Below are 25,273 nucleotides of genomic sequence, written 5' to 3'. Positions count from 1 at the left end.
ACCCGGTCGCGCCGGGGGCGGGCTCGCCGGCCGCTTCCAGGACGTCGAGCGCGGCGACCAGCCGCGGCAGTTCGGCCGGGTCGAGCGAGGCGTCGGCGTCCATGACGCACACGACCTCGCTGCGGGCGGCGAGCAGCCCGGCGTGGCAGGCGGAGCCGAAGCCGCGCGCCGGGGCCGCGACCACCACGGCGCCGTGGTCCGCGGCCACGCGCGCGGACCCGTCGGTGGAGGCGTTGTCGACCACGAGCGGCCGGTAGCCCGCGGGCATCCGGTCCAGCACCCAGGGCAACGCCTCGGCTTCGTTGAGGCACGGGAGAATCACGTCGATCACGGTGTTGACGCTACTTTCGGTAATGTCCGGATGACCCTTACGAACTGATGACGGGCTGCCGCGCGAACTCCTCCATGCCGTCCGCGAACGCCACCGACGGCGAGAAGCCCAGCTCCCGGCGGGCGCGGTCGGGCCGCGCGACGATATGGCGGACGTCCCCGAGCCGGTAACCGCCCGTGACCTGAGGGGCGGGGCCGCCGAACGCGTCCGCCAGCGCGGCGGCCATGTCGCCGACGGTCCGCGGCTCGCCGCTGGCGATGTTGTAGGCGCGCAAGGCGCCGCGCGCGGGCGGCCCGGCGGCGAAGCGCTCCAGGGCGAGGACGTTGGCGCGCGCGACGTCGCGGACGTGGACGAAGTCGCGCCGCTGCCCGCCGTCCTCGAACACGAGCGGCGCCTCGCCGGCCAGCAGCCGCGACCGGAAGATCGCCGCGACGCCCGCGTAGGGGGTGTCGCGCGGCATCCGCGGCCCGTACACGTTGTGGTAGCGCAGCGCCGCGACCGCGCCGCCCGTCGCCCGCGCCCACGACGCGGCGAGGTGCTCCTGCGCGAGCTTGGTGTCGGCGTAGGCGTTGCGGGGATCGGGCGCGGTGTCCTCGCCGACCGCGCCCGGCGCCAGCGGCCGGCCGCACCGCGGGCAGTCCGGCTCGAACCGGCCCGCCCGCAGCGCCTCCTCCGGACGCGGCCCCGGGCGCACGGGACCGTGCGTCCCGCACGCGTACGCGCCCTCCCCGTACACCACCATCGAGGACGCCAGCACGAGCGTCCCCACGCCGGCGCGGGCCATCTCCGCCAGCAGCACGGCGGTGCCCTGCACGTTCACCGACGTGTACGCGGGGAGGTCGAGGACGTCCACGCCGAGGCCGACCATCGCGGCCTGATGGCAGACCGCGTCCACGCCCTCCAGCCGTCGCGCGACGGCGGCGGCGTCACGGACGTCGGCGCCGCCTCCGCCGAGCGCGTCCGGCCGCGTGTCCAGACCCCTGACCCGGTGCCCGGAGGCGGTCAGCGCCTCGGCGATGTGCGAGCCGATGAAACCGGCCGAGCCGGTGAGCAGTACGTTCATGCCGACGAACGTAGGGACCCGCCCGCCCGGACGGCGGCCCGCGGCGCCACCCGTTCGCACCTCGTAAGACTTCGCCGGGCGCGGGAAGCAGGGACCGTCCGGCGCGTGTCAGGCCGCCGGGGAGGCGCAGATCTCCCGGCCCGGCGTCGTGCCCCGAGGCCCGCGTCGCGTCCACGCGGGCCGGACGTCCTACGGCGCGACCGCCGAGGACAGCAGATCCACCGCCTTGTCCACGTCGGCCTCGGTGGTCGACAGGTGGAACGAGCAGCGCAGCCGCCCGGCCCGGACGGAGGCGACCACGCCGTTGGCGCGCAGCAGCTCGGCGGTGCCGTCCGGGACGTCGAGCGACACGATCGCCGAGTCGCCGGGCGGCAGGCCGAGCCCCTCCTGGAACCGGCGGGCCAGCGCGACATCGTGGTCGTGGATCGCCGGGACGCCGACCTCGGCCAGCAGCTCGACGGCGGGCGCGAGACCGACCCAGCACTGCCAGGCCGGGGACAGGTCGAGCCGGCGGGCGTCGGCGGCCAGCCGCAGCGGCGCCCCGTAGATGGAGTCCCAGACGTCGGCGCCCGCGTACCAGCCGGCGCCGACCGGGGGCAGCTCGGCCAAAGCCTCCTCGGTCCCGGCGAGGAAGCAGGTCCCGCGCGGGCCCAGCAGCCACTTGTAGCCCCCGCACACCAGCCAGTCGACCCGGTCGGCGGGCACCGGCAGCCAGCCGACCGCCTGCGTCGCGTCCAGCAGGACCCGCGCGCCGTGCGCCCGGGCGGCGCCGATGACGTCGTCCATCGCGGCGACGCGGCCATCCGCCGACTGCACCGCCGACACGGCCACGAGGTCGACGCCGCCGTCCACGGCGTCCGCGATCTCCTCCAGCGGCACGGACCGGACGTGCAGCTCCGGCCGCGCCAGGAACGGGAACAGCAGCGAGGTGAAGTCGCCGTCCGCGACGAGCACGGTGGACCCGGCGGGCAGCCACGTCGCGACGAGCCCGACGAAGTACGACGCCTGCGACGCGACGGCGATCCGTTCGGCCGGCAACCCGATCAGGCGGCCGAAGGCCTCCCGGGAGCGGGTCACGGCCCCGTCGAGCGCGGCCGGCTCCAGCAGCCCGGCGGCGCGGTCCCGCTCGGAGGCGAGCAGCGCCTCGTGGGCGGCGCGCGGCGGCAGCCCGTAGGTGGCGGTGTTGAGGTAGGCGACGCCGGCGGCGAACTCGCGCTGCGCCTCGGGAAGCGACATGGGCATGGCCAGATCATGCGGCATGCCTCCGACATGGGGCAAAGCACTTTCCGGCCCGGTCGCCGCCGGGCGGCACCGCACGGTCGCCGACAGATTCGTCCGGCTTGCCCGACGCGACGGGAACCTTCCCTCGGCGTTGCGCGCCGGGCATCCTGTTGTCTGCACCCCCCGCTCGGGAAGGAACCGCCATGCCCTCGATCCCGGTCGCCGACGCCACCGTCCACTACGAGGTCGAGGGCGCGGGTCCCGGGCTGGTGCTCGTCCACGGCACCCAGGGCGACGCCGAGAGCAACTGGGGGCACCTGGTCGAGCGCTTCAGCGCCGACCGCACCGTGATCCGGCCCGACCTCAGCGGCAGCGGCAAGACCGTGGACCAGGGCGGCGAGCTCACCGTGGACCTCCTCGCCGGCCAGGTCGCCGCGGTCGCCGGCGCCGCCGCCGGAGGCGAACCGGTGGACGTGGTCGGGTTCTCCCTCGGCGCGGTCGTCGCGGCGGCCACGGGCGCCCTGCATCCCGCCCTGGTGCGCCGCCTCGTCCTCGTCGCCGGATGGGCGCACACCGGGGACGCCCGGCAGCGCCTGATGTTCGAGCTCTGGCGCGACCTCGACCGCGCCGACTTCCAGCTGTTCAACCGCCTCGCCGTCCTCAGCGGCTTCAGCCCCGCCTTCCTGGAGACCATCGGCGCGGACGGCATCCGGGCGGCGGTGGCGACCGGCGCGCGCGAACCCGGCATCGACCGCCAGATCGACCTCGACCTGCGGGTCGACATCCGCGACCTGCTGCCCCGCATCACCGCCCCCACCCTCGTGATCGGGCTCGCCCAGGACCAGATGATCCCCGCCTTCGGCCCCACCGACCTGCACGAGCGCATCCCCGGAAGCCGCTACTCCGAGATCGACAGCGGCCACCTCGTCCTGTTCGAGCGCCCCGACGACCTCGTCGAGGCCGTCAAGGACTTCGTCGCGGACTGACCGGCGTCAGCGGGCCGCCGCGGCGAGGCCGTCGCCCAGGCCGCTGCGGCGGTACAGCACGTGCCTTCCGGCCCGCGCGCGGTTCACCAGTCCCGTCGCGTGCAGGACGCGCAGGTGCTGCGACACCGCGCTCGGCGTCACGTCCAGGCGGCGGGCCAGCTCCACGGTCGGCAGCGGCTCGTCCAGGAGCAGGAGCAGCCGCGCCCGGGCCGCTCCCAGCAGCGACGCGAGAGCGGCCGGCTCGGCGGCCGGCGGCCGTGTCCACAGCGTCCCGACGCCGCGGCTCGGATAGGCCAGCAGCGGCGGCTCGTCCGGGCTGACCGGGGGCGCCGGCTTGTGCGCGAACACCGACGGCACCAGCAGCAGCCCGCGGCCGCCCGCCACGACCCGGTGCCGCCCGATCATGTCGGCGATGTGCAGCACGCCGTCCTCCCACCGCAGGTTCGGGTGCATGCCGGCGAACAGCAGCCGGGCGCCGCCCATGGCCAGCCGCCGGGCGCGGTAGGTCATGTCCGCCTCCAGCACCAGCCGCATCCGCGGCCACGCCGGCCGGATCGCGAGCTCCCAGTAGTCCCGCAGCAGCGCGCAGACCGTGTCGCGCAACTCCGCGATCCGCGCGTCGCCCGCCGCGGGGACGTCCCGCAGCGGCCGGGGCGGCGGATCGGGCGCGTGCGCCGCCAGCAGGTCGCGGCGGACGAGGTCCGGCGGCGTCCGGCCCACGGCGGCCAGTTCCTCTCCGAAGTCCGGCGCGAAGGCGGGGGGACGCGGGGTCAGGAAGTCCGGCAGGGTGAGCCGGTCCCCGACCAGCGCCAGCAGCATCTCCGCGTCCGACGCGGTGAGCAGGTCCAGGACCTGCCTGCGCCAGGACAGGTGCAGCGCGAACCGGCCCGGATCGCGCAGCACGCGCAGGCTCAGCACCGTCTCGTGCAGCGGTGACAGCGCGAACCGCGTGTCGGCGAGGTCGTCGATCCCCAGCACGAAACTGATCATTAAGCCCGACGCTACATCGTTGGACCGGCGGCCCGCCGCCGCGGTCGACTCCCGGCCATGGCACACGAGCGCTCGAACGGCGCCACGGAGGCGCCTCCCGTGCGGCGCGGGCTGATCCCGCTGCTGGCCCTGGCCTGCGGCGTCGCCGTCGGCAACGTCTACTTCCCCCAGGCCGTCAGCCCGTCGGTGGCCGCGGGCCTGCGCCTGTCCCCCGCCTCGGCGGCGCTCGTGGTGACCGCCGTCCAGACCGGCTACGCGGCCGGGATCTTCCTGCTGGTGCCGCTCGGCGACCGGCTGCCGCACCGCCGGCTGCTCGCCGCCCTGCTCACCGGCACCGGCCTCGCCCTGCTCGCGGCCGCCGCCGCACCCGGCCTCGGCCCGCTCCTCGCCGCGAGCGCCGCCGCCGGCACCGCGACCGTGGCCGCCCCGATCATCGGGCCGATGGCGGCGGGCCTGGTGGCCGAGGACCGCCGCGGCGCGGTCAGCGGCGTCCTGCTGTCCGGCTCCATCGGCGGCATGCTGCTGTCGCGGACGTTCGGCGGGACGCTCGCCGAACGGCTCGGCTGGCGCGCCCCGTACCTGGCCGCCGCGGTGCTCACGCTCACCGTGGCGGGGCTGCTGGCCCGCGCGCTGCCCGCTACATCCCCCGCGTCGGGACAGCGCTACCCCGCGCTGCTCGCCGGCACGCTCCGCCTGCTGCGGACCGAGCCGGAACTGCGCCGTTCATGCTCCTACCAGGCCACGGTGTTCGCCGGGTTCTCCGCCGTCTGGACCGGCGTCGCGCTCCTGCTGACCGGACCCGCCTACCGCCTCGGTCCCTCCGCGGTCGGGCTCCTCGCCCTCGTCAACGCCGGGACGATGCTCTGCACGCCGCTCGCCGGACGCCAGGTCGACCGGCGCGGCCCCGGCCCGGTCAACCTCGTCTGCTTCCTCGCGGTCGTCGCCGCGTCCCTCGTCCTCATGCCCGGCGGGCGAGGCGGATCCCTCGGCCTGGCCGCGCTGGCGCTCGGCTCGCTGCTGCTGGACGTCGCGATGCAGTCGGGGATGGTCGCCAACCAGGTCCGCGTCTACGGCCTGCGGCCCGACGCCCGCAGCAGGCTCACCACCGCCTACATGACCTGCGCCTACCTCGGCGGCGCCGCCGGATCCTGGCTCGGCGCCCGCGCGTACGCGCTGTCCGGCTGGACGGGCGTCTGCGCGCTGACGGCCGCGCTCGCCGCCCTCGGGCTGACCCGTCACCTGCTCGGCTGGCGGGAGGGCCCCGGCTCGCCCCGCGGAGCCGGGGCCCGCTCGTGCCGTCCGGTTACGACTGGCGGCGCAGGCAGGCGCAGAACGGGTGGCCCGCCGGGTCGGTGAGGACGACCCAGCGGTCCTCGCCGGGCTGGAAGTCCGGCTTGCCGCCGCCCAGCTCCTTCACCGCTGCCTCCGCCTTGGCCAGGTCGTCCACGTAGAAGTCCAGGTGGGACTGCTGGGGACGCTCTCCCTCCGGCCACGTCGGCGCCTTGTGGCCGGCCACGCCCTGGAAGTACAGGTCCGGACCGCCCGGCACGGCGACCGACGCCGCCTCGTCGGTGCTGTAGGTGACCTCGCCGCCGGTCAGCGCCGCGTAGAAGGCCGCCAGCGCCGGCGGCTCGGGGCAGTCGAGGTTGACGGCGATGAACTCCGCGATACCTGACATGGGTGCACTCCTTGTGTCGCCTGGGGTGATGCGCCCACGCTCCCAGGAGAAGCTGCCATCTCCTGTCAGGTACACCGGCGAAGATGGGTCTACTGGCCGGGAGCGAGGCGGGGCGGGAACCCGCCGGTCGCGATCGGACCCCACCGGTCGATCGTGACGCGGATCAGCGACTTGCCCTGGCGGCGCATCGCCTCCCGGTACTCGTCCCAGTCGGGGTGCTCGCCGGCGATGCCGCGGTAGTACTCCACCAGCGCCTCGACCGCCTCGGGCATGTCGAGGACCTCGGCGGTCCCGTCCACCTGCACGTAGGGACCGTTCCAATCGTCGGACAGCACGCACACCGACACCCGCGGCTCCCGGCGGGCGTTGCGCGTCTTGGCGCGCTCCGGATAGGTCGAGATCACGATGCGCCCCTCGGCGTCGACCCCGCAGGAGACCGGCGACATCTGCGGCCGCCCGTCCGCCCGGACGGTGGACAGCACCGCGCGGTGCCGCGGGCGCAGGAACTCGATCAGCTCTGAGCGTTCGACCTGGTCGGCCGTGGCAATCGAAGGAGACATGGCGCCACCCTAGGACGCCGCGCCCGTCCGGCGGCGGCGCCCCTGTCGACTTTGGTCTACCGGGCATCGCCCATCGGGCGCTTCGCCCCGCGCCGGCGCACCCCACACTGAGACGCATGGCAGGGGGACTCTGGAAACTGGACCACGGCGGCCACCGCCTGGAGATCGAAACCGAGCGAACCGGCTGGACCCGGGTGGCGCGCCTCACCGTGGACGGCGAGGCCGCTGGCGAAGCCACCGGGGACGGGCTCGTGCTCACCGTCCCGTACGGCGCGGCGACGGTACGCGTCACCTTCGACCTCCATGGCTTCCTCGACGGCCAAGCGGCCCGCTGCGAACTCGCCCCTCCCGAACCAAAGGACGCGGACGAAAAGGCCGGCGACGGCACGGCCGTGGAGGCACCGGGAAGCGAGGAGGCGGCCCGCGAAGCACTCAGGAAGGCCTCGGACCAGCTGCCTCACCGCGTTCGAGCCGACGTCGCGGACGAGGGTTCGAGCCAGGTTCCGGGAGGGGCGTCGGACCTCACCCCGGCCCAGGTCCCGGACGAGGATCCGAGCCGGGCGGCGGACCGTGCTCCGGCTCGCGTCCTCGACAAGAACTCGGACGAGGACTCGGGTTTGGCCTCGGGCGAGGTGTCGGGGGGTCCGGCGCGGCAGGGGGTCCCGTTCGTGCCGCCTGCGGGGTCGCGGGCGGCGAAGCGCGAGGCGCTGGCTCTCGCGCATCCGGTGCTGTACGCGTCCCGGCACGTGGTCATCGCGATCGCGAAGGTGCTGTTCCCGCTGCTCGGCATCGGCGCGCTGGTGAAGGTGCTCCTGTCCATGGTGCCGAAGCCCGACGTCGATCTTCCGAAGGTAAACCTGCCGGACATTCCGGTCCCGGACGTGCCGCTGCCCCACGTCCCGTGGCCCGATCTGCCCGATCTTTCGCTGCCGCCGTGGGTGCGGGTGATCCTGGTGACCGCGAAGCTGTGGATCCCGATCCTCATCGCGGTGGGCGTGGCCGCCAAGGAGGCCCGGCGGCGCATGAAGCAGCGCGAGGCGTCCGCGGCGAACACGGCGGACGGGGCCAGCTCGCCGGACGAGGCGCGCCGGCCTGCGGACGCGCAGAAGGTCAGCCGCTCAGAAGGGCGAAGAGACCGAAGCAGGTGAGGGCGACCATCACCACGGCGATGGGCAGCTGGCCGCGCAGGGCGCGCTCGGCGGGCAGCGTGCGCAGCGCGAGGTCGTGCGCGGCGATCGTGCCCGCGATGTGGCCGAGGACGATGGCGTTGACCTGCACCTGCGCGATGACCGTCGGGCTCGCCAGGCCGTAGTCGACGCGGTAGCCGGTGGAGCCGAGCAGGTTGAGGCCGGTGCCGAACGGGTCGCTGGCGAGGATGAAGGTCGTCTGGCCTTCCAGCACGAAGAACGAGAAGTAGTGCGCGACGGTGTAGCCGAGCGCGATCGGCAGCAGCGTCGAGGCGAAGCGGCCGGGTTGCGCGGCGGGGTCCTCGCCGGTGAGCGCGCCGCTGGCCCGCATCGCGGCGACGTAGAGGACGGTGACGGCGCCGATCGCGGCGGCCAGCCCGAGGGTGCCGGCGACGATGCTGGACGGGTCCACGTTGTCGCGCCAGTAGGTGGTGCGGGTGATGCCGTCGAAGCCGGTCGAGCCGATCAGCACGCAGGCGGTGGCCACGAGGCCGGGTTCGGCGGCGCCGGTCATGAGGCCGGTCAGCGGGGTGCGCAGGACGAGCGTCCCGTCGGGGCGGCGCCCGAGCGGGCACAGCCGCGCCAGGAGGCTGGAGTAGGCCTCGAAGCCGTCGCCGCGGGTGAACCAGTCCCGCCCGAACCACCAGGCCAGAGCGGTGTTGACGGCGGCGTAGCCGAGGATGAGGGCGCCGACGACGCGCGGGTCCGAGCGGTGCGGGGCGACGAGCTCCTGCCAGACGAACGCGGTGAGCCAGGCCGCGGCGGGCCAGTAGCCGAGACGTTCCGGCAGAGGGCGCCGCCCGCAGGAGGGGTCCGTGCGGGTGAGGTGGCAGAGCGCGGCGTGCAGCGTGCGGAGCGGGTTGACGCGCCGCCAGACGGGGCCGAGCAGGACGCTGGCGGGCACCAGGCCGACCCAGAACGTCACGAACAGGGCCCAGGGGGCGAGGTTGGCGCGGTCGGTGGGCGGTCCCGCGAACGCGACGGCGACCACGAACGCGGTCGCGGCCAGTGCCAGCGCGCGGCCCGCGGTCGTGAGCGCTCGCGAGTCCAGGACGCGGGCGAGGCCGGAGGGCAGCGGGCGCCCGCCGTCCGGACGCAGCCGGGGCCGCTTCCACGCCGCTGTGAGGGCGAGGAAGGACGCGGCGACGGCGGCGCCGCCTCCCGCGATGGCGGTGACGGCGTCCAGGGGCAGGTCCGTCCGGCCGCCGAGGCCGTGGGCCAGGACGTGCGCGCCGGTGAGGTCGAGGGGAAGGGCGGACGCGGGGGCAGGCGCCACGGTCAGCCGACCTGGAGCTCGAACACGCGCGCGCCGGAGTGGTGGAGCTCGGCCTCGAAGACGCCGGGCGTGTCGGCGGTCAGCTCCAGCGTCCCGGGACGTCCCGGCGCGAGCTCCAGCTCCCGGTCGTAGCCGTGGAGGTGGAACTCGTCCGCCGCGTCGCTGGTGATCGTGATGCGGACGGTGGCGCCGCGCTTCACCTTCACGCGGCCGCTCGCGGTGTGCACCTTACCTTTGGTAACGGTCGCCGTGACCTGAGTAACGGCATTGTCACCCCCCGTTCGAGGAGCCTCCGAGGGGGCCGAAACCCGCCCCGACGGGGTCCGATTCCCGGCCCCGCCGGCGTCCCCCGCGGGCTCGCCACACCCCGCCGCCAGGGTCAACGTCCCGGCAACCACGCACGTCACCAGCGTTCGCCGCATCGGCACCCTCTCCCGCTCCCGTCGTTCCGGTGTCCCGTGCCACAGACCATGACACTAGACAATGACACATTAGAAGATGACATACTCCGATCGAGAGGTGGGTTTGTACCCCTTTCTGAGGGCTAGGGAGCACCCGTGTTGGATCGCGTGACGAATAACGGATGGGACGCCGCGCTGCGGCTCGCCGCCGCACCGGAGACGAAGCCGGCGGGTGGCGCGGCTCTGGACCAGATCCTCATCGCCTCCGGGGGCGCCGCGGCGCTGACCGCGGTCCTCCTGGTCTTCGGCTGGGGACACCGCACGGGACGCATCACCCTGCTGACCAGGCTCGCCAAGCTGTCCGAGCGGGGACCGGGCCGCGGCCTGCCCGGCTGGGCCTCGCTGCCCGCCTCGGTCTCGCTGGTCTCCCTGCTCATCGCGCTGCTCGGAATGTACTGGGACATCTCCCTGCACATCTCCCACGGCCGCGACGAGGGGCCGCTGGCGAACATCGCCCACTACCCGATCCTCATCGGCCTGTTCGGCATCTTCACCGCCGGCGTCCTCGCCGTCGTCCTGCCGAAGGGCGAGCGCCCCGGCGGCGCCGCCGTCCGCATCACCCGCGACTGGTACGCGCCGGCGGGCGGGGTGCTGCTGGCGGGCGCCGGGTTCTACGCGCTCCTCGGCTTCCCCCTCGACGACGTCTGGCACCGGATCTTCGGCCAGGACGTCACGCTCTGGGGGCCGACGCACCTGATGCTCATCGGCGGGGCCGGGCTGTCGCTCGTCGCGATGATGATCCTCGAACGGGAGGGGCGGCGCGCCTGGCGGGGCCCCGCCGACCAGGGCCCGCCGCCGTGGGGCCGCTACGTCCGCCGCGGCATGCACTCCGGCGGCCTGCTGATCGGCCTGTCGGTGTTCCAGGCCGAGTACGACTTCGGCGTCCCGCAGTTCCGCCTCGTCCACCAGCCGCTGCTGATCGCGCTCGCGGCGGGCTGCGCGCTGGTCGCGGCCCGGCTCTGGACGGGACGCGGCGGCGCCGTCTTCGCCGTCGCCTTCTACATGCTGATCCGCGGCGGCGTCTCGGTCCTGGTCGGCGGCGCGATCGGGGAGCTGTGGGCCTCGGTCCCGCTCTACTTCGCCGAGGCGCTCTGCGTGGAGCTCGCCGCCCTGTTCCTGGCCCGCCGCCCGCTGGCGCTGGGCGCGGTCTCCGGCGTCCTCATCGGCACGGCCGGGTTCGGTGCCGAGTACGCCTGGACCCACGTCGCGTTCCGGCTGCCCTGGACCCCCGACATCGTCGCCGAAGGCATGATCATGGCGGTGGCCGGCGGTGTCGCGGGCGGGCTGTGCGGGGCGCTGCTCGCCGAGGGGCTCGAAGGACGGCTGCCGCGTCCCGCCGTCGCCCGGCCCGTCTTCGCCGGCGCGATCCTCGTGGTGGCCGCGGCGGTCGCCAACGGCCTGGTCGTCACCGTCCCGAGCGGCGAGAAGGCCACCGTGACCCTCACCGACGTCCACGGCGACGCCGCGCACCGGACGGCCAACGCCCGCATCGCCTTCTCCCCCGCCGGCGCGATCGACGACCCGGCGTGGCTCACCATGACCGGCTGGCAGGGCGAGGGCCTGCACGTCGAGCCGCTGGTGAAGGAGCGCGAGGGCGTCTACCGCACGTCCGCGCCGATGCCGCTCCACGGCGAGTGGAAGACGCTCATCCGCGTCCATGACGGACGGAGCCTCGCGGGCGTCCCGGTCTACCTGCCCGACGACCCGGCGATCGGCGCCAAGGAACTGCCCGCGCCGCAGCAGTTCACCCGCGACGTGCAGGGCGAGCGCAAGATCCTGCAACGCGAGCTCAAGTCGGACGTGCCCGGCTGGCTGTGGCTGGTGTGCTCGGCGGTCGTGCTCTTCTGCACCCTCGCCCTGATCATCGCGCTCGGCTGGGGCGTCGCGCGGATCTCGCGCGTGCTGCCCGAGACCGCCGCGCCCGAGGGAGCCGAACCCCAGCCGAAGGTGAGCGCATGACCGGCGGGACGGTGCCCGCGGAGGGCGTCCTCGCGACCCATTCGGCGATCACGGCGCTGCCGTTCTTCGTGCCGACGTTCATCGTGGTCGCCGTGATCGTCGTGGTCGTCTGGCGGGATCGCCGCCGCGGCGACGACGAACCCGGGAACCAACCCGGGGACGCCCCCGTGGACGCTCCCGTCGACCACGATTCGCGAGGGCCCGGGTCGTAGGCTTCGCGTCCATGAGCGATCGCCCGTCCACCGCCGCGCACCTGTCCGCCCTGTTCTCGCTGGAGGGCCGGGTCGCCGTCGTGACCGGCGGCAGCTCGGGCATCGGGCGCGCCATCGCCGAGGCGCTGGCGCGCTCCGGTGCCGCCGTCGTGCTCGTCGCGCGGCGCGAGCCGGAGCTCGCCGCGACCGTCCGCGACCTGGAGGCGCACGGCTGCCGGGCGGCCCGGGTGAGCGCCGACCTCGGCTCGCGCGAGGGCGTCCAGCGCGCCGCGGACCGCGCCGCCGAGCCCTTCGGCGAGCCGGACATCCTCGTCAACGCCGCCGGGATCAACCTGCGCCCGCCGATGGACGCGCTGGGCGAGGACGTCTGGGACACCACGATGGCCGTGAACCTCGACGCGCCCTTCCTCCTCGGCCAGCGGTTCGGCCCCGGCATGGCCGAGCGCGGCTTCGGCCGGATCATCCACATCGCGTCCCAGCAGGCGTTCCGCGCGTTCGTGACCAGCGGCGCCTACGGGGTGTCCAAGGCCGGGCTGGTGGCGCTCGCCCGCTCCCAGGCCGAGGCGTGGTCGGCGCGCGGCCTCACCGCCAACGCGCTGGTGCCGGGATTCGTGATGACGCCGCTGAACGCCCGCCTGTCGTCCGACCCCGAGCGGGTCGCGGCCCTCGCCGCCCGCACGATGACCGGCCGCAACGGCGTCCCGGACGACTTCGCCGGCGCCGCGGTGTTCCTGGCGAGCGCCTCATCGGCCTACGTCACCGGACAGGCGATCTTCGTGGACGGAGGCTTCTCGGTGCACTGACCGACACCCCCGCCCCAACCGCCTGCGGCCGAGCGGCGCGCTACGGCCACAGCCCGGTCAGCGCCACCGCGTCCTCGGGACCGCCGGCGTCCAGCACGCCGCCGAGCGGCCGTCCGTCCTCGTCGAGGATCCGCCAGCCGCCCAGCTGGACGACCGGGACGTCACCGCGGCGCATCGCGTGCGCCAGCTCCGACAGCGTCCCCCACGAGCCGCCGACGACGATCACGGCGTCGGCGGAGCGGACGAGGACGGAGTTGCGCGCCTCGCCGAGCCCGGTGGGCAGCACGACGCTCAGGTCGGATCCGGCCCCGGCGCGGTCGGCGCCCGACAGCACGCCCACCGTGATCCCGTCGGCGGCGCGGGCGCCTTCGGCCGCGGCGGCCATCACCCCGCCGTACCCGCCGCAGAGGACGACCGCGCCGCGCTCCGCCAGCAGCCGCCCGACCTCGCGCGCGTCCCGCCGCTGCCGGTCGGTGCACGCGCTCGGCCCGCACACCGCCACCTGGACGGGAGCGCCTCCCGCGCCCTGCCCGCTCAACTGTGCCCGCTCAACCGCTACTTCGCGCCGTGCTCGCCGACGATCCGCTCGATCGTGGCCGCGAGGTCGAAGTCCTTGCCGGTGAGACCGCCCGCGCTGTGCGTGGTGAGCGCGAACGTCAGCGTGCGCCACCGGATGTCGATGTCGGGATGGTGGTCGGCGTCCTCGGCGGCGCGGGCGACCTCGGTCACCACGTCGATCCCGGCCAGGAACGAGGGCGCCTGCACCTGCCTGCGGATCTCGTCGCCGTCCCGGGTCCAGGCGGGCAGGGCCCGCAGGCGGTCGGCGACGGCGGCGTCGTCGAGCGTGTCGGCCATGGGCTCACTCCTGACTCATCGCGTGGAAGGCCACTGCTCCGAGTACATCACGCGGGTCCGCCGCCCGGGGCCGTCACGCCGCGTCGGCGACGGTCCCGGCCAGCCTGAGGGCGAGTTTCGGGCACAGCCGGACGGCGTCGCGGGCCGCCCCGGCCAGGGCTTCGGGGACCGGCCGGGCGTCCACGATCGGGTAACCCCACTCGTCCAGCCGGACCAGCTCGGGCAGCAGCTCGGCGCAGAGCCCGGCGCCGTCACAGGCGATGCGGTCGATGCGCAGGCGGGCCTCCATGGCGACCTCCTCCGGGAAGCGGTTCAGTGGTTCTGTGGTTGCAATGCGGTCATCGAACGGACGGCGGCCAGGCAGTGCCCGGACAGGTGGGCGGCCACATCAGTGCGGAACGCCGCCAACGCGCTCGCGATGAGGCGCGCGGTGCCGTCGGGGTGGGCGCAGCCGCCGCGGCCGGGCAGCAGCCCGAGCCGGCGGTGGAGCCGCTCCAGCGCGCGGGCGTCCCCGTCATAGGCGAGCCCTTCCAGGTCGGACGCGACGGCGGGCAGGCCGAACATGCACGGACCGCACTGCTGCGCGCCCTGCCGCGCCATCCACCGGGCGATCCGCGCCGTCTCGGCCAGCCCGCAGCGCTCGGCCGCGAGAAGCGAGACGATCCCCGGCCCGAGCGCCGCCCCCGCGTCCCGGAGGACGTCGGGATGCAGCGGAATCCCGGCGGCGTCACCGGCGGACAGGAACGCGCCACCGAAACCGCCGAGCAGCACCGCGCCCTCCCCCGGGGCTTGTACACCGGCGGCGTGCAGCACCTCCCCGACCGGCGTCCCCACCGCGACCTCCAGCACGCCGGGCGACGGGACGTCACCGCCCACGGTCACCAGCGCCGTCCCGGGCGCCGACGCGGACCCGGCGGAGCGGAACCAGCGGGCACCGCGCCGCGCGATCAGCGCCAGATGCGCGAACGTCTCGGCGTTGGCGACGAGCGTGGGCCTGCCGCCGACGCCCTTCTCGTAAGGGACGGCGCCGCTGGGCAGCGCCGGCCCGCCGTTGATCCACCTGACCAGCGCGCTCTCCTGCCCCGACAGGTAGCGCTCAGGGCCCGCCCTCACCTCGACCTCGACCGGGTCGACGCCGCGGGCCCGCCGCTCGGCGGCCCGGAGGTGGAGCGTTCCGCCCGTGACCGCAGCGACGACGCGGCGGGCGCCGATCGCCTCGGCGGCCAGGACCGCGCCGTCCAGCACCAGGTGCGGCGCGACGTCCAGGAGGTGGGCGTCCTTCCCGCTCAGCGGCTCGCCCTCCATCGCGTTGACCACGACGACCGGCGCCCGCGACCGGACCGCGCCCGCCACCGCGTCCGCCACCGCCGCCATCTTCCGCGACGTCGGGAACCAGCCCCCGCCGCGTCCCCGGAGACCGGCGGCGGCGACCTCCTCGACGAGCGGCCCCAGTTGGCCGGGACGGACGGCGCCGCGCAGGGGGCCCGGGCCATGCACGCGCAGGTGGGCGTCCAGGTCTGGCCCGGTGGCCGCCGCCAGCAACCGCGTCATCGCACACCTCCCGCTCCCGCGCCCCCGCTCCCGGCTGGCGCCATCCGAACCACGTCCCCCGTTACCGCCCCAATAGCCCCGCCCGACGCCGCGTGAGCCGTCCCGCCCGGCGGCGTCTCAGACTTGCCGTTCAGCGCCGTCCTAGCCGCGTACCCCGATGTCGTCCGAGCCACGGCTGCCGGTGTCGTTCGTGGTGTGGGATTCGGCGGGCGTCGTCGGAGCCTGGCCACTAGCGCGGTCGCGACCGCGGTCACGTTCACCGCCGTCAGCCCTAGGACCAGTGCGGAGTCGGTGCCGACGCCGATGCCGTGCGCCACGGCGACGGGCCACGCCGCGTACGCGAGCCAGTGCACGGCCTTCCAGAAGCGCAGGCCGAGCCGCGCCCGCAGCAGGCTCGTGACGATCAGCGCGACGACCAGGTCGAGCGCGACCGCGCCGAGGCCCAGCCAGAGCGGGTGGTAGCTCGACGCGAACGGGACGAACGCGTCCGTCCAGCCGATCGACACGTACCCGTCCGCGACGGCCGCGGCGACGTGCGTCGCCACGAACACCACCGCGAGCAGGGACAGCGACCGGTGCAGCCCCGTCAGGACGAGCAGCGGCCGCCGCCGCGCCGAGACCAGCAGGCCGAGCACCAGGACGGCGCTGAGCAGGACGACCGACACCATGCCGAACGCGCGCGCCGCGTACCAGAGGGTCATCGGCCGGCCACCTTGACGTCGGGGTACTGATCCGGCCACGCGGCGACCGTCCGGACCCAGCCGCCGCCGTGGACGAGGCGGGCGGGCAGGCCGAGCCGCGCCAGCCATGCGGCGGCGCCGGCGCCGCGCACCAGCGCCGCCGTGCTCGCCGCGTTCGCGTCCACGCAGGTCGCGGCGGCGACCGACGCGGTCCGCCACGGCCCCCGCACCGGGAACCCGGTGCGGGGGTCCACGATGTGGGCGGCGGTCGTGCCGTCGGACAGCGTCCGCGCGCGGACGGTCAGGCTGGAGGTGGCCAGCCCGCCGCCGACCGCGGTGACGTCCTGCCCGGGAGGCAGCAGCCCGCGGGGACCGAGGCGGTGGTCGTCGGCCACGCGGATGCGCCACCCGTCCGCAGGCGCGGGTCCCGCCATCGCGATGTCGCCGCCCAGCGCCACGAGGACCCCCGTCCCCGTCGCGGCGGCGGCCTCGGCGGCGCGGTCCGCGGCGAACGCCTTGCCGACCGCGCCGAGGTCGAGGGCCATGCCCGCGGGCAGCGACACCGTCCCGGCGTCGCGGTCGGTGCGGATCGACCGCCAGTCCGCCTGTCGCGCCGTCGCGGCGGCCGGATGCACCAGCCCGCCGGTCAGCGCGGCCACGCGCACCGCCGCCTCCAGGACGTCCAGGAACAGGCCGCTGACGTGGACGGTCCCACCGTCGGCCGCGTTGACCCCGGCCAGTTCCGAGTCCGTCCGGAATGTGCTGCACGCCAGGTCGACCGCGGCGACGACCTCGTCCACGGCGGCGCGTGCCGCGCCGAGCAGGAGCGACTCGGTCACCATCACGGTCGCCTCGCCGCCCCAGAGCGGGAACGACTCCCGCGCCGTCCCGCGCTCCGCCTTCTCCATCGTGCGCATCATGACCCCCCTGAAGTGACCGAGCCGGGACCGTCCGAGGACGACGGCGCCTGCCCGGGCTGCTGCAACGTGTCGCCCGACCCCGAGTCCCCCGAACCCGAGTCGCTCGTGCCCGTGTCGCCGGTGCCGCCTTCGGTGTCAGCGCTGGTACCGCCGGTGGTGCCGTTCCCCTGCTGGGGCGCGCCGCCGTCCTCGGTGACCCCGACGAGGGCGGCGAGCCCGGCGGCCGCCGCGAGCGACCCCGCCGCGGTCCAGGCGGTGATCCGCCGGACCGACGAGCGGCGCCGGTCGCGGGGCGCGCCGTCCGCGTGTGCCTCCACGTTCGCCCCCTCTGCCTTCCTCATCCGGGGAACTCCCCCTGCCGGAAAGGTTCCGCGGCGATCATGAGACCGGGCTTAACGTCCCGGTCAGCCGCCATGAGAATCGGCGCCGGACGACAGGTCGTACAGCGTCGTGCCGCCGACGGTGGTCGCCTGGAAGGTCGCCGCGACCCACTGCGCGATCCGCTGCGCGTCGTCGCTGCCGCTGTTGCCGCCGCTGCTCCCGCCGCGCGACATCATGCCGCCGCCCTGGCCGCCGCCCACGAAGTAGTGGATCTTCCCCTGGCGGACGAGCTGCTGGAACCGCGCGAGCGTCGGCGCCGGGTCGGTGCCGTTGAAGCCGCCGACCGCCATCACCGGCGCGCCGATGGCGAGCTGGTAGCCCGCCGCCGTGTTGGAGCCGACCGCGGCCGCCGCCCACGTGTAGGACGAGGCGCCCTTCTTCAGCGCGGCCGTCACCGCCGCGTTCGGGGTCCCGGCGTTGAGCAGGCCACCCGGCCCGCCTCCGCCGAAGCCGCCTCCGCGCCCGCCGAAGCCGCCGCCCGGCCGTCCACCGGCCTGCGGACCGGCCTGCGGTCCTCCCTGGGCGCCGCCGGGCATGCCGCCCTGCGGCGGGGCGAAGCCCTGGCCGTTCCGGTTGAAGCCGCCGAAACCGCCCTGACCGCCGCGGCCTCCCGGGAAGCCGCCGGGCATGCCGCGCCCCGGCCCGAACCCGCCGGACGTTCGCGGCCCAGCGGTGACGATCGCCCCCGTGTGCGCGGTGTTGACCGTGTTCAGCGCATACGCGGCGGGGCCCGCGAGGGACGCCCCGACGGCCAGCGCCGCCACGAGAGCGAGCAAAGGCCCCTTCAGCAGCCGCGCGCCCGCGAGTCCCGCCGCCGCGACCAGTCCCGCGGCGACGACCACCGGCCCGAGCCAGGAGTTCCAGCCCGGCGTCCGGTCGAGCAGCACGTACGCCCAGATCGCGGTGACCGCGACGGTCACCGACAGCACCGCGGCGGCCTCGGGCAGCCGGCGGCGCTCCCACAGCGCCGCCGCGCCCATGCCGGCCAGCGCGGCGATCGCCGGGGCCAGCGCGACCGTGTAGTACTCGTGGAAGATCCCCTGCATCCAGCTGAAGATCACGGCGGTGACCAGCAGCCAGCCGCCCCACACCGCGAACGCGGCCCGGACCCCGTCCGTCCGGGGCGACCGGCGCGTCACCCACAGCCCCATGACCAGCAGGATGAGCGCGGCCGGCAGCAGCCAGGAGACCTGGCCGCCGATCGTGGCGCCGAACATCCGGCCCCAGCCGGCGTCCTGGTTGAGGTTGCCGAGGCCGCCGGTCTCCTCGCCGTTCAGCCGGCCGAGCCCGTTGTACCCGAGCGCCAGCTCCAGCACCGAGTTGTGCTGCGACCCGCCGATGTAGGGCCGGGACGACGCCGGGACCAGCGCCACGACCGCCACCCACCAGCCCGCCGAGACCACCAGCGCGGCGCCCGCGAGCACGAGCTGCCACAGCCGACGCCGCACCGGCGTCGGCGCGGCGACCAGGTAGACCAGCGCGAACACCGGCACCACCAGGAACGCCTGGAGCATCTTCGCCAGGAACCCCGTGCCCACGCAGGACGCGGCGAACACCAGCCAGCGGGTGCTCGCGCTCTCCTGCGCGCGCAGCGTCCCGTAGGCGCCGAGCGTCAGCAGCAGCACCAGCAGCGCGTCGGGGTTGTTGAACCGGAACATCAGCGCGGCCACCGGCGTCAGCGCGAACGCCGCGCCCGCCAGCAGCCCCGCCCACGCCGGGAAGCGCCGGTGGACGGCGGCGTACAGCGTGCCGGCGGTGGCCACGCCCATCAGCGCCTGCGGGACGAGGATGCTCCAGGAGTTCACCCCGAAGATCCGCGCCGCCAGGGCCATCGGCCACAGCGCGCCGGGCGTCTTGTCGACGGTGATGGCGCTGGCCGCGTCGGACGAGCCGAAGAAGAACGCCTTCCAGCTCGTCGCGCCCGCCTGCACGGCGGCCGAGTAGAACGCGTTCGCCCAGCCGGAGGCCCCGAGCCCCCAGATGTACAGCACGCCGGTCGCGACGAGCAGCGCGAGCAGGGCGGGCCTGGCCCAGGACGGGTCGTCCGGCCGTCCGCGCAGCAGCCTCCGCGGGAGGCCGCCCCAGCCGCGCTCCTCACGGGACGCGGGCGGGGCGGCCGGCAGTGTCGTGGTCATCGAGGTCTTCCCTGGGTCGTCCCGGTCAGCCCAGCCGGTAGAGCTGGGCGCCGGAGGTGTCGGAGGACGAGGTCGAACCGGACGCGGCCGTGCCGCCGTACTCGCTCGCCTTGACGAGGGTCCCGTTCTTCTGGACCCAGGCCGTGACGTCGGCGTTGCCGCGGTCGGGCCCCATGCCGCCCTGTCCGCTGACGAGGATGTAGTGGAGCTTCCCGTCCTTGACGTACTGCTGGAGCTTGGCGACGGTCATGGCCGGGTCGCTGCCGGTGAAGCCGCCCATGGCCATGACGGGCCGCCCGGTCTGCAGGATCAGCGAGCCCGCCTGCTGGGCGCTGGACACCGCGACCATCCAGGTCGCCTTGCCCTGGTTCTTCTCCAGGTAGCTCACCATCTGCTGGTTCACCTGGCCGCCGGGGCCGCCCATCCCGCCGCGGAAGCCGCCGTCCGGACGCTGCGTCCCGCCGGGAGCCTGCCCGCCGCCGTTCTGCCCGTTCTGTCCCTGCCCGTTCTGTCCCTGGCCGTCCCCTGGGAACTGGCCTCCGGGGAATTGGCCGCCTCCCGGGATCTGGTCGCCACCGGGGAACTGGCCCCCGGGGAACTGGCCGCCGGGCATCCGGCCGGGGAACCCGCCGGTGCCGCCGCGGCCGAACTGACGGCCGCCGGGGCCTCCCGGGCCGCCGAACCCGAGGCCGGACGAGGGCCCGGCCAGCGGATTGCTGCCGTTGGCGGGCTCGGACGCGGCGGACACCGCGTACGCGCCAGGACCGGCCAGGCACGCCACGACGGCCAGTGCCACCCCGGCGACGGTCGCGGGCAGGCCCGCGCGGCGGACGAGCCGTCCGGCCGCCAGGCCCGCGACGGCGAGCACGGTCGCGGCGACGACCGCCCAGCGCAGCCACGGGTTCCAGGACGGCGTGCGGTCCAGCAGCACGAACGCCCAGGCGCCGGTCACGGCGACGCCCGCGGGCAGCACCCACGCCCAGCGGACCGAGCGGCGGCCCGCCCGGAACAGCAGGACGCCGCCCCCGCCCACGAGTGCGGCGATCGCCGGGGCCATCGCGGTGGAGTAGTACGGGTGGAACGTGCCCTGCGCGAAACTGAAGATCACGTAGTGGACGGCCAGCCAGCCGCCCCACAGCAGCAGCGCCGCGCGGGCCAGGTCGGTCCGGGGCCGCTTCCACAGCAGGATCAGGGACGCCGCGAGGGCGATCACCGCGAGCGGGATCAGCCAGGAGATCTGCCCGCCGAGGATGTCGTTGAACAGACGTCCCGCGCCGGACTGGCCGCCGAACCCGCCGCCTCCGCCCGGACCGCCCCGTCCGCCGGGGCCGCCGCCGTTCTCGCCGAAGATCCGGCCGAGGCCGTTGTAGCCGATGACCAGGTCCCAGGCCGTGCCGTCGGTGCTGCCGCCGATGTAGGGGCGGCTGCCGGCCGGGATGAGGTCCACGACGACCATCCACCAGAAGCTGGACACCGCGAGCACCGCGCCCGCCGCCAGCAGGTGGACGATCCGGCGCACGAGGCCGGGCCGCGCCGCCACCAGGTACACCAGGGCGAACGCCGGGACGACCAGGAACGCCTGGAGCATCTTGGTGTTGAAGCCGCAGCCGACCAGGAACGCCGCGAGCAGCAGCGGCCGGACGCGGCCCGTCTCGACGGCGCGCTGGCACGCCCACGCGGCCGCCACCAGCAGCAGGACGAGCAGGGTGTCGGGGTTGTTGTCGCGGTTGATCGCGACGGTGATCGGGGTGAGCGCCAGCACCGCCGCGGCGATGACCGCCGCGTGGTGGCCGAACGCCCGCCGGACCGTCGTGTAGAGGACGGCGACCGCGGCCACGCCCTCCAGGACCTGCGGGAGCAGCAGGCTCCACGTCCCGAAGCCCATCACCCGGGAGAACAGGCCCATCACCCACAGCGCCATCGGCGGCTTGTCGACGGTGATGTAGGAGCCGGCGTCCAGGGAGCCGAAGAAGAACGCCTTCCAGCTCTGCGTCCCGCTCTTGACGGCGGCCGAGTAGTAGGTGTTGGCGTAGCCCGACTTCGACAGCCCCCACGCGTACAGGACGAACGCGGCGGCGAGCAGCGCCCAGAGGGCGGGCCGGGCCCAGCGCGGGTCCTCGGCGGGGCCGAGGAGCAGGCGGCGGACGCGGCCGTCCCGGCCCGCGGGGCGCGCGTGCCCGGCCGGCGCCGGGATGGTCTCGGCGGAGGTCATGACAGCGGTCCCCCGGTCTCCTCGGCGGCGACGTGCTTCTCGGCGGCGACGCGGTTCCCGGCGGCGGGCCCGCCGTCCGCACCGTCCCGGCGCAGGCGGCGCGGGTGGAAGATCCACGCGCGCATGAGCAGGAACCGGACCAGCGTCGCGACGCCGTTGGCGGCGACGAGCGCGATGACCTCGACGGTCCGGGACACGTGCGGCGCCGCGGCGTGCAGCAGTGCGAGGCCGCCGCTGCTCAGCGCGAGGCCGAGCAGGAACGTCAGCCCGCCTTCGAGCTGCTGCCGGAAGGCGCGCTCGGGCCCGGTGACCCCGAAGGTGAAGCGGCGGTTGGCGGCGGTGTTGCCGATCGTGGTGATGACGAGCGACAGGGCGTTCGCCCACAGCGGCCCCATCGCCATCCGGAACAGGACGAACAGGACGAGCTGCGCGATCGTGCTGATCACGCCGATGACCGCGAAGGCGGGGAGCTGCCGGGCCATCCCGGCGGGGAGCTGGGGGCGCGGCCGGCCGCCGACCGGGGCGCGGAACGCGCCCGTCAGCATCCGGCGCGCGACGCGGGCCATGCCGCGCAGGTCGTCGCGGGCGGTCTTCACCACGTCCACGCGGCTGTCGGGGTCGTCGACCCAGTCGACCGGGACCTCGTGGATGCGCAGGCCGTTGCGCTCGGCGAGCAGCAGCAGCTCGGTGTCGAAGAACCACTCCTCGTCCTCGACCGACGGCAGCAGCGCCTGGACGATCTCGGTCCGGGCGGCCTTGAAGCCGCACTGGGCGTCGCTGAACCGGGCGGCCAGGGTCGCGCGCAGCAGCAGGTTGTAGCAGCGGGAGATCACCTCGCGGCGCGGCCCGCGCACGACGGCGGAGCCGCGGGTGAGGCGGCTGCCGATGGCGAGGTCGCTGTGCCCGGAGATCAGCGGCGCGACCAGCGGAAGGAACGCGTCCAGGTCGGTGGACAGGTCCACGTCCATGTACGCGACGACGTCGGCGTCGCTGGTGCCCCAGACGTGCCGCAGCGCGCGGCCGCGGCCCTTGAGGTCCAGGTGGACCGCGTTGACGCGCGGGAGCCGCGCCATCAGCCGCTCGGCGACCCGCCAGGTCCCGTCGGTGCTGGCGTTGTCGGCGATCGTGATCCGGAAGGGGTAGGGGAAGGTGTCGCTGAGGTAGGCGTGCAGCCGCTCCACGCTCTGCGCCAGGACGCGTTCCTCGTTGTAGACGGGGATCACCACCTCGACGAGCCGTCCCCGCCCCCCGTGGTCCTCAAGGAGCGGGGGCGGCCCGGCGGGGGTGCCCCTCTCGGTGACAAGGTGACTCATGGGACGAGGTTCGCCAGCGGGCGTGGGAGTCCCCTGAGCCGTTCATTAACGCCGGATGAGAATGCGCGCTCACGCTCGGTCAGCGGTCAGCGGTCAGCGGTCGTCGGGCGTGCCGGGGAGCAGGACGCGCACGAGCGTCCCGCCGCCGGGGGCGCTCTCCAGGGCCACCTTCCCGCCGCACTCGTCCACGACCCGGGCGACGATCGACAGGCCCAGGCCCGAGCCGGGCAGGCTCCGGGCGGACGGGGAGCGCCAGAACCGCTCGAACACGTGCGGGAGGTCCTCGGCGGGGATGCCGGGGCCCTGGTCGCGGACGTCCAGCTCGCCGCCCCTCAGGCGGACCGCGACGGTGCCGCCGGGCGGGCTGAACTTGACCGCGTTGTCCAGCAGGTTGACCACGGCCCGCTCCAGCGAGCCTGGGTCGCCGAGCACGTACCAGGGCTCGGCCTGCGCCTGGACGGTCAGCCCGGGCCCGCGGAGCCGGGCGCGCTCCACCGCGCGGGCGACGACCTCGTGCAGCGCGACGGTCTCGCGGACCGGCTCGGCCTCGGCGGGTCGGGCCAGCTCCAGCAGGTCCCCGACCAGGCTCGACAGCTCCTGCATCTGCGCCTTCACGCTGACCAGCAGGTTGTGCCGGGTCCCCGCGGGCAGCTCGCGGCCCGTCGTCTCCGAGCGCAGCAGCAGGTCGATGTTGGTGCGCAGGCTCGTCAGTGGCGTGCGCAGCTCGTGCCCGGCGTCGGCGATGAGCTGCTGCTGGCGCTCCCGCGACGCCGCCAGCGCGGTGGTCATGCTGTTGAACGAGCGGCTCAGCCGGGCGATCTCGTCCGTCCCCTCCTCGGGGATGCGGATGCCGAGGTCCTCGGTGCGGGCGACGTGCTCGACGGCGCCGGTCAGCTCGTCCACCGGCCGCAGCGACGCGCGGGCGATCATCAGCCCGGCGCCGGCGGACATCAGCACGCCGAGCGCCGACACCGCCAGCAGCAGCAGCGCGAGGTTGTCCAGCGGCCCCTCGACCTCCTCCAGGGAGATCGCCGAGGAGATCGCCGCGCCGGACCCGTCGTCCAGGATGATCCTGCGGGTCAGCACCCGGACGTCGATCTTGCGTCCGGCGGACGTGACGCCGGTGCCGTCGTGGACGACGCTGGTCCGCTCGCCGCGGGCCACCTCCCGGTCGGCGTCGGTGACCGTGAGCGCGCCGGAGTTGGCCAGCGTGCACCGCGCGCCCTGGTCGTCGACCAGCTGCGTGATCTCGGCCGGGCCCCAGAAGCGGCGGAACCCGTTGGCGTCGCTGTGCACGTCGGAGCGGCAGGTCTCCAGGGCTTCACGGACATCCTGCTCGATGCGCGACGCGAGCCCGCCCCCGTCCCTGCCCGGTCCGGGCGGCGGGCCGCCCATGGTGGTGCCGAGCCTGCGGTCCAGCTCGGTGTAGAGCTGGTTGCGGGTGAGGTACCAGCTCGCGACCGCGCAGGCGGCGACGGCCAGGGCCACCGCCGTCGCGGTCAGCAGCGCCATCCGGGCCCGCAGGGTCAGCCGCCGGACCATGGGCGGCCTCCGCGCCCCTCCGGCGGGTCCGCTCGCGGTGGCGCCGGTCACGGCGACGCCGCCGACCGCAGCACGTACCCGACGCCGCGGACGGTGTGCACGAGCCGCGGCAGCCCGCCGGCCTCGGTCTTGCGCCGCAGGTACATGACGTACACGTCCAGGGAGTTGGAGGCGGGCTCGAAGTCGAACCCCCACACCGTCTCCAGGATCTGCTCGCGGGTCAGGACCTGCCGTGGGTGGGCGAGGAACATCTCCAGCAGCATGTACTCGGTGCGGGTCAGCTCCAGCGGCTTGCCCGCCCGGGTGACCTCCCGGGTCAGGGTGTTCATGCGCAGGTCGTCGAAGGCCAGGACGTCGTCGCGGCGGGGCCCGGCGTCGGCCGCGAGTGTCACCCGGCGCAGCAGGGCCCGCACCCGCGCCAGCAGCTCGTCCAGCTCGAACGGCTTGGCGAGGTAGTCGTCGGCGCCGGCGTCCAGCCCGGTGACGCGGTCGCCGACCATGTCGCGGGCGGTCAGCATGAGCACCGGCATCGTGGCGCCGAGGGCGCGCAGCCGCCGGCAGGTCGTCAGGCCGTCCATCCGCGGCATGAGGACGTCGAGGACGACCAGGTCGGGCCGCTCGGCCTCGACGCGCTCCAGCGCCGTCACGCCGTCGGCGGCCTCGGCGACCTCGTAGCCCTCGAACTGGAGGCTGCTGGACAGCGACTCCCGCACGGCGGGCTCGTCGTCCACGATGAGTATCCGCGCGGGCGCCGTCCCCGCCGTGCCAGGCTCCATGCACTCACCGTAAACACCCCCGGTAGCGGCTCCGGCCACCGGCAGGCGTTTCTCATCGATCTTTCAGAATCTTCTGAGGCCGGGTTCAGGACGCCCGGTCGGCTCCGGCCGCGCCGGACCCGCGGCCCGGGCGGGCGGCGCGGTCCGCCCGGACGACCATCGCGGCCGGGATCGCGGCGGG

The 25,273-nt window shown here is 75.1% G+C and carries 26 protein-coding genes; 6 read left to right on the top strand and 20 right to left on the bottom strand.

Going from position 1 to position 25,273, the window contains the following annotated elements:
- From E1300_RS31895 to E1300_RS31885, 3 genes are all read right to left on the bottom strand, one after another.
- The coding region (locus E1300_RS31895; RefSeq protein WP_131760824.1) for a glycosyltransferase family 2 protein at positions 1 to 331 on the bottom strand (331 nt) is incomplete at its 3' end.
- Positions 332 to 368: 37 nt separating this feature from the next.
- Positions 369 to 1,394, bottom strand: coding sequence for an NAD-dependent epimerase/dehydratase family protein (locus E1300_RS31890; protein WP_131760823.1), 1,026 nt, complete (start codon positions 1,392 to 1,394; stop codon positions 369 to 371).
- Between the two features lie 189 nt (positions 1,395 to 1,583).
- Positions 1,584 to 2,636 carry an aminotransferase class V-fold PLP-dependent enzyme gene (locus E1300_RS31885; protein ID WP_131760822.1) on the bottom strand — a complete coding sequence of 351 codons (1,053 nt, stop codon included), beginning with the start codon at positions 2,634 to 2,636 and terminating at the stop codon, positions 1,584 to 1,586.
- Between the two features lie 182 nt (positions 2,637 to 2,818).
- Between E1300_RS31885 and E1300_RS31880 the strand changes: the two genes are divergently transcribed.
- On the top strand, positions 2,819 to 3,601 hold the full coding sequence (locus E1300_RS31880) for an alpha/beta fold hydrolase (RefSeq protein ID WP_131760821.1): 783 nt from the start codon (positions 2,819 to 2,821) through the stop codon (positions 3,599 to 3,601).
- Positions 3,602 to 3,607: 6 nt separating this feature from the next.
- Here the strand turns inward: E1300_RS31880 and E1300_RS31875 are convergent, their stop codons facing one another.
- A complete protein-coding gene (locus E1300_RS31875; RefSeq protein WP_131760820.1) occupies positions 3,608 to 4,591 on the bottom strand; it encodes an ArsR/SmtB family transcription factor in 984 nt (327 codons plus the stop codon).
- Between the two features lie 57 nt (positions 4,592 to 4,648).
- On the opposite strand from E1300_RS31875, the gene E1300_RS31870 reads away from it, so the two are divergent.
- The gene (locus E1300_RS31870) at positions 4,649 to 5,947 is read left to right on the top strand and encodes an MFS transporter (RefSeq protein ID WP_131760819.1); all 1,299 of its coding nucleotides are present in this window, start codon (positions 4,649 to 4,651) and stop codon (positions 5,945 to 5,947) included.
- On the opposite strand, the gene E1300_RS31865 is transcribed toward E1300_RS31870, so the two are convergent.
- Both E1300_RS31865 and E1300_RS31860 read right to left on the bottom strand, forming a co-directional pair.
- Positions 5,895 to 6,269: a VOC family protein gene (locus E1300_RS31865; protein WP_131760818.1), complete on the bottom strand. Its 375-nt coding sequence runs from the start codon at positions 6,267 to 6,269 to the stop codon at positions 5,895 to 5,897. The genes E1300_RS31870 and E1300_RS31865 overlap by 53 nt on opposite strands.
- A gap of 89 nt (positions 6,270 to 6,358) precedes the next feature.
- A complete protein-coding gene (locus E1300_RS31860) occupies positions 6,359 to 6,829 on the bottom strand; it encodes a PPOX class F420-dependent oxidoreductase (RefSeq protein WP_131760817.1) in 471 nt (156 codons plus the stop codon).
- A 116-nt stretch (positions 6,830 to 6,945) separates the two neighbouring features.
- On the opposite strand from E1300_RS31860, the gene E1300_RS31855 reads away from it, so the two are divergent.
- A complete protein-coding gene (locus tag E1300_RS31855; RefSeq protein ID WP_131760816.1) occupies positions 6,946 to 7,977 on the top strand; it encodes a hypothetical protein in 1,032 nt (343 codons plus the stop codon).
- On the opposite strand, the gene E1300_RS31850 is transcribed toward E1300_RS31855, so the two are convergent.
- A complete protein-coding gene (locus E1300_RS31850) occupies positions 7,940 to 9,292 on the bottom strand; it encodes a hypothetical protein (RefSeq protein WP_131760815.1) in 1,353 nt (450 codons plus the stop codon). The genes E1300_RS31855 and E1300_RS31850 overlap by 38 nt on opposite strands.
- 2 nt (positions 9,293 to 9,294) lie before the next feature.
- Entirely contained in the window at positions 9,295 to 9,519 is a 225-nt protein-coding gene (locus tag E1300_RS31845; protein ID WP_131760814.1) for a cupredoxin domain-containing protein, read from the bottom strand.
- Between the two features lie 342 nt (positions 9,520 to 9,861).
- On the opposite strand from E1300_RS31845, the gene E1300_RS31840 reads away from it, so the two are divergent.
- The 3 genes from E1300_RS31840 to E1300_RS31830 are packed head-to-tail and all read left to right on the top strand — an operon-like array spanning position 9,862 to position 12,727.
- A complete protein-coding gene (locus E1300_RS31840) occupies positions 9,862 to 11,712 on the top strand; it encodes a hypothetical protein (RefSeq protein ID WP_131760813.1) in 1,851 nt (616 codons plus the stop codon).
- Positions 11,709 to 11,924, top strand: coding sequence for a hypothetical protein (locus E1300_RS31835; protein ID WP_131760812.1), 216 nt, complete (start codon positions 11,709 to 11,711; stop codon positions 11,922 to 11,924). The genes E1300_RS31840 and E1300_RS31835 overlap by 4 nt, the downstream gene beginning before the upstream one ends.
- An 11-nt stretch (positions 11,925 to 11,935) precedes the next feature.
- Positions 11,936 to 12,727: an SDR family NAD(P)-dependent oxidoreductase gene (locus E1300_RS31830; RefSeq protein ID WP_131760811.1), complete on the top strand. Its 792-nt coding sequence runs from the start codon at positions 11,936 to 11,938 to the stop codon at positions 12,725 to 12,727.
- 40 nt (positions 12,728 to 12,767) lie between these two features.
- Here E1300_RS31830 and E1300_RS31825 read toward each other — a convergent pair whose 3' ends face one another.
- The 12 genes from E1300_RS31825 to E1300_RS31770 form a co-directional block, all read right to left on the bottom strand.
- Positions 12,768 to 13,265 (bottom strand): TIGR00725 family protein, encoded by a 498-nt coding sequence (locus E1300_RS31825; RefSeq protein WP_131760810.1) that lies wholly within the window; start codon positions 13,263 to 13,265, stop codon positions 12,768 to 12,770.
- Between the two features lie 17 nt (positions 13,266 to 13,282).
- The gene (locus tag E1300_RS31820) at positions 13,283 to 13,582 is read right to left on the bottom strand and encodes a 4a-hydroxytetrahydrobiopterin dehydratase (RefSeq protein ID WP_131760809.1); all 300 of its coding nucleotides are present in this window, start codon (positions 13,580 to 13,582) and stop codon (positions 13,283 to 13,285) included.
- A 73-nt stretch (positions 13,583 to 13,655) separates the two neighbouring features.
- Positions 13,656 to 13,871 (bottom strand): ferredoxin, encoded by a 216-nt coding sequence (locus E1300_RS31815; protein WP_131760808.1) that lies wholly within the window; start codon positions 13,869 to 13,871, stop codon positions 13,656 to 13,658.
- Positions 13,872 to 13,894: 23 nt separating this feature from the next.
- The gene (locus E1300_RS31810; RefSeq protein ID WP_131760807.1) at positions 13,895 to 15,133 is read right to left on the bottom strand and encodes an NADH-ubiquinone oxidoreductase-F iron-sulfur binding region domain-containing protein; all 1,239 of its coding nucleotides are present in this window, start codon (positions 15,131 to 15,133) and stop codon (positions 13,895 to 13,897) included.
- Entirely contained in the window at positions 15,130 to 15,834 is a 705-nt protein-coding gene (locus tag E1300_RS31805; RefSeq protein ID WP_131760806.1) for a ferric reductase-like transmembrane domain-containing protein, read from the bottom strand. Before E1300_RS31805 ends, E1300_RS31810 begins: the two co-directional genes overlap by 4 nt.
- Positions 15,831 to 16,721 (bottom strand): FAD:protein FMN transferase, encoded by an 891-nt coding sequence (locus E1300_RS31800; protein WP_131760805.1) that lies wholly within the window; start codon positions 16,719 to 16,721, stop codon positions 15,831 to 15,833. The genes E1300_RS31805 and E1300_RS31800 overlap by 4 nt, the downstream gene beginning before the upstream one ends.
- A gap of 8 nt (positions 16,722 to 16,729) precedes the next feature.
- On the bottom strand, positions 16,730 to 17,074 hold the full coding sequence (locus E1300_RS31795) for a hypothetical protein (protein WP_131760804.1): 345 nt from the start codon (positions 17,072 to 17,074) through the stop codon (positions 16,730 to 16,732).
- 63 nt (positions 17,075 to 17,137) lie between these two features.
- Positions 17,138 to 19,249, bottom strand: a complete 2,112-nt coding sequence (locus E1300_RS31790) for an ArnT family glycosyltransferase (RefSeq protein WP_131760803.1) — start codon at positions 19,247 to 19,249, stop codon at positions 17,138 to 17,140.
- 25 nt (positions 19,250 to 19,274) lie between these two features.
- Entirely contained in the window at positions 19,275 to 21,461 is a 2,187-nt protein-coding gene (locus E1300_RS31785) for a glycosyltransferase family 39 protein (protein ID WP_131760802.1), read from the bottom strand.
- Entirely contained in the window at positions 21,458 to 22,774 is a 1,317-nt protein-coding gene (locus tag E1300_RS31780; RefSeq protein ID WP_131760801.1) for a bifunctional glycosyltransferase family 2/GtrA family protein, read from the bottom strand. The genes E1300_RS31785 and E1300_RS31780 overlap by 4 nt, the downstream gene beginning before the upstream one ends.
- Before the next feature lie 93 nt (positions 22,775 to 22,867).
- Positions 22,868 to 24,316, bottom strand: a complete 1,449-nt coding sequence (locus tag E1300_RS31775; RefSeq protein WP_131760800.1) for a sensor histidine kinase — start codon at positions 24,314 to 24,316, stop codon at positions 22,868 to 22,870.
- A gap of 47 nt (positions 24,317 to 24,363) precedes the next feature.
- Positions 24,364 to 25,092: a response regulator transcription factor gene (locus E1300_RS31770; RefSeq protein WP_131760799.1), complete on the bottom strand. Its 729-nt coding sequence runs from the start codon at positions 25,090 to 25,092 to the stop codon at positions 24,364 to 24,366.
- Between the last annotated feature and the right edge of the window lie 181 nt (positions 25,093 to 25,273).

The sequence above is a fragment of the Actinomadura fibrosa genome (assembly GCF_900659615.1).
Classification (GTDB): domain Bacteria; phylum Actinomycetota; class Actinomycetes; order Streptosporangiales; family Streptosporangiaceae; genus Spirillospora; species Spirillospora fibrosa.
The sequence above is the reverse complement of the archived record's forward strand: the minus strand, read 5'-3'. Positions and strand labels throughout refer to the sequence as shown.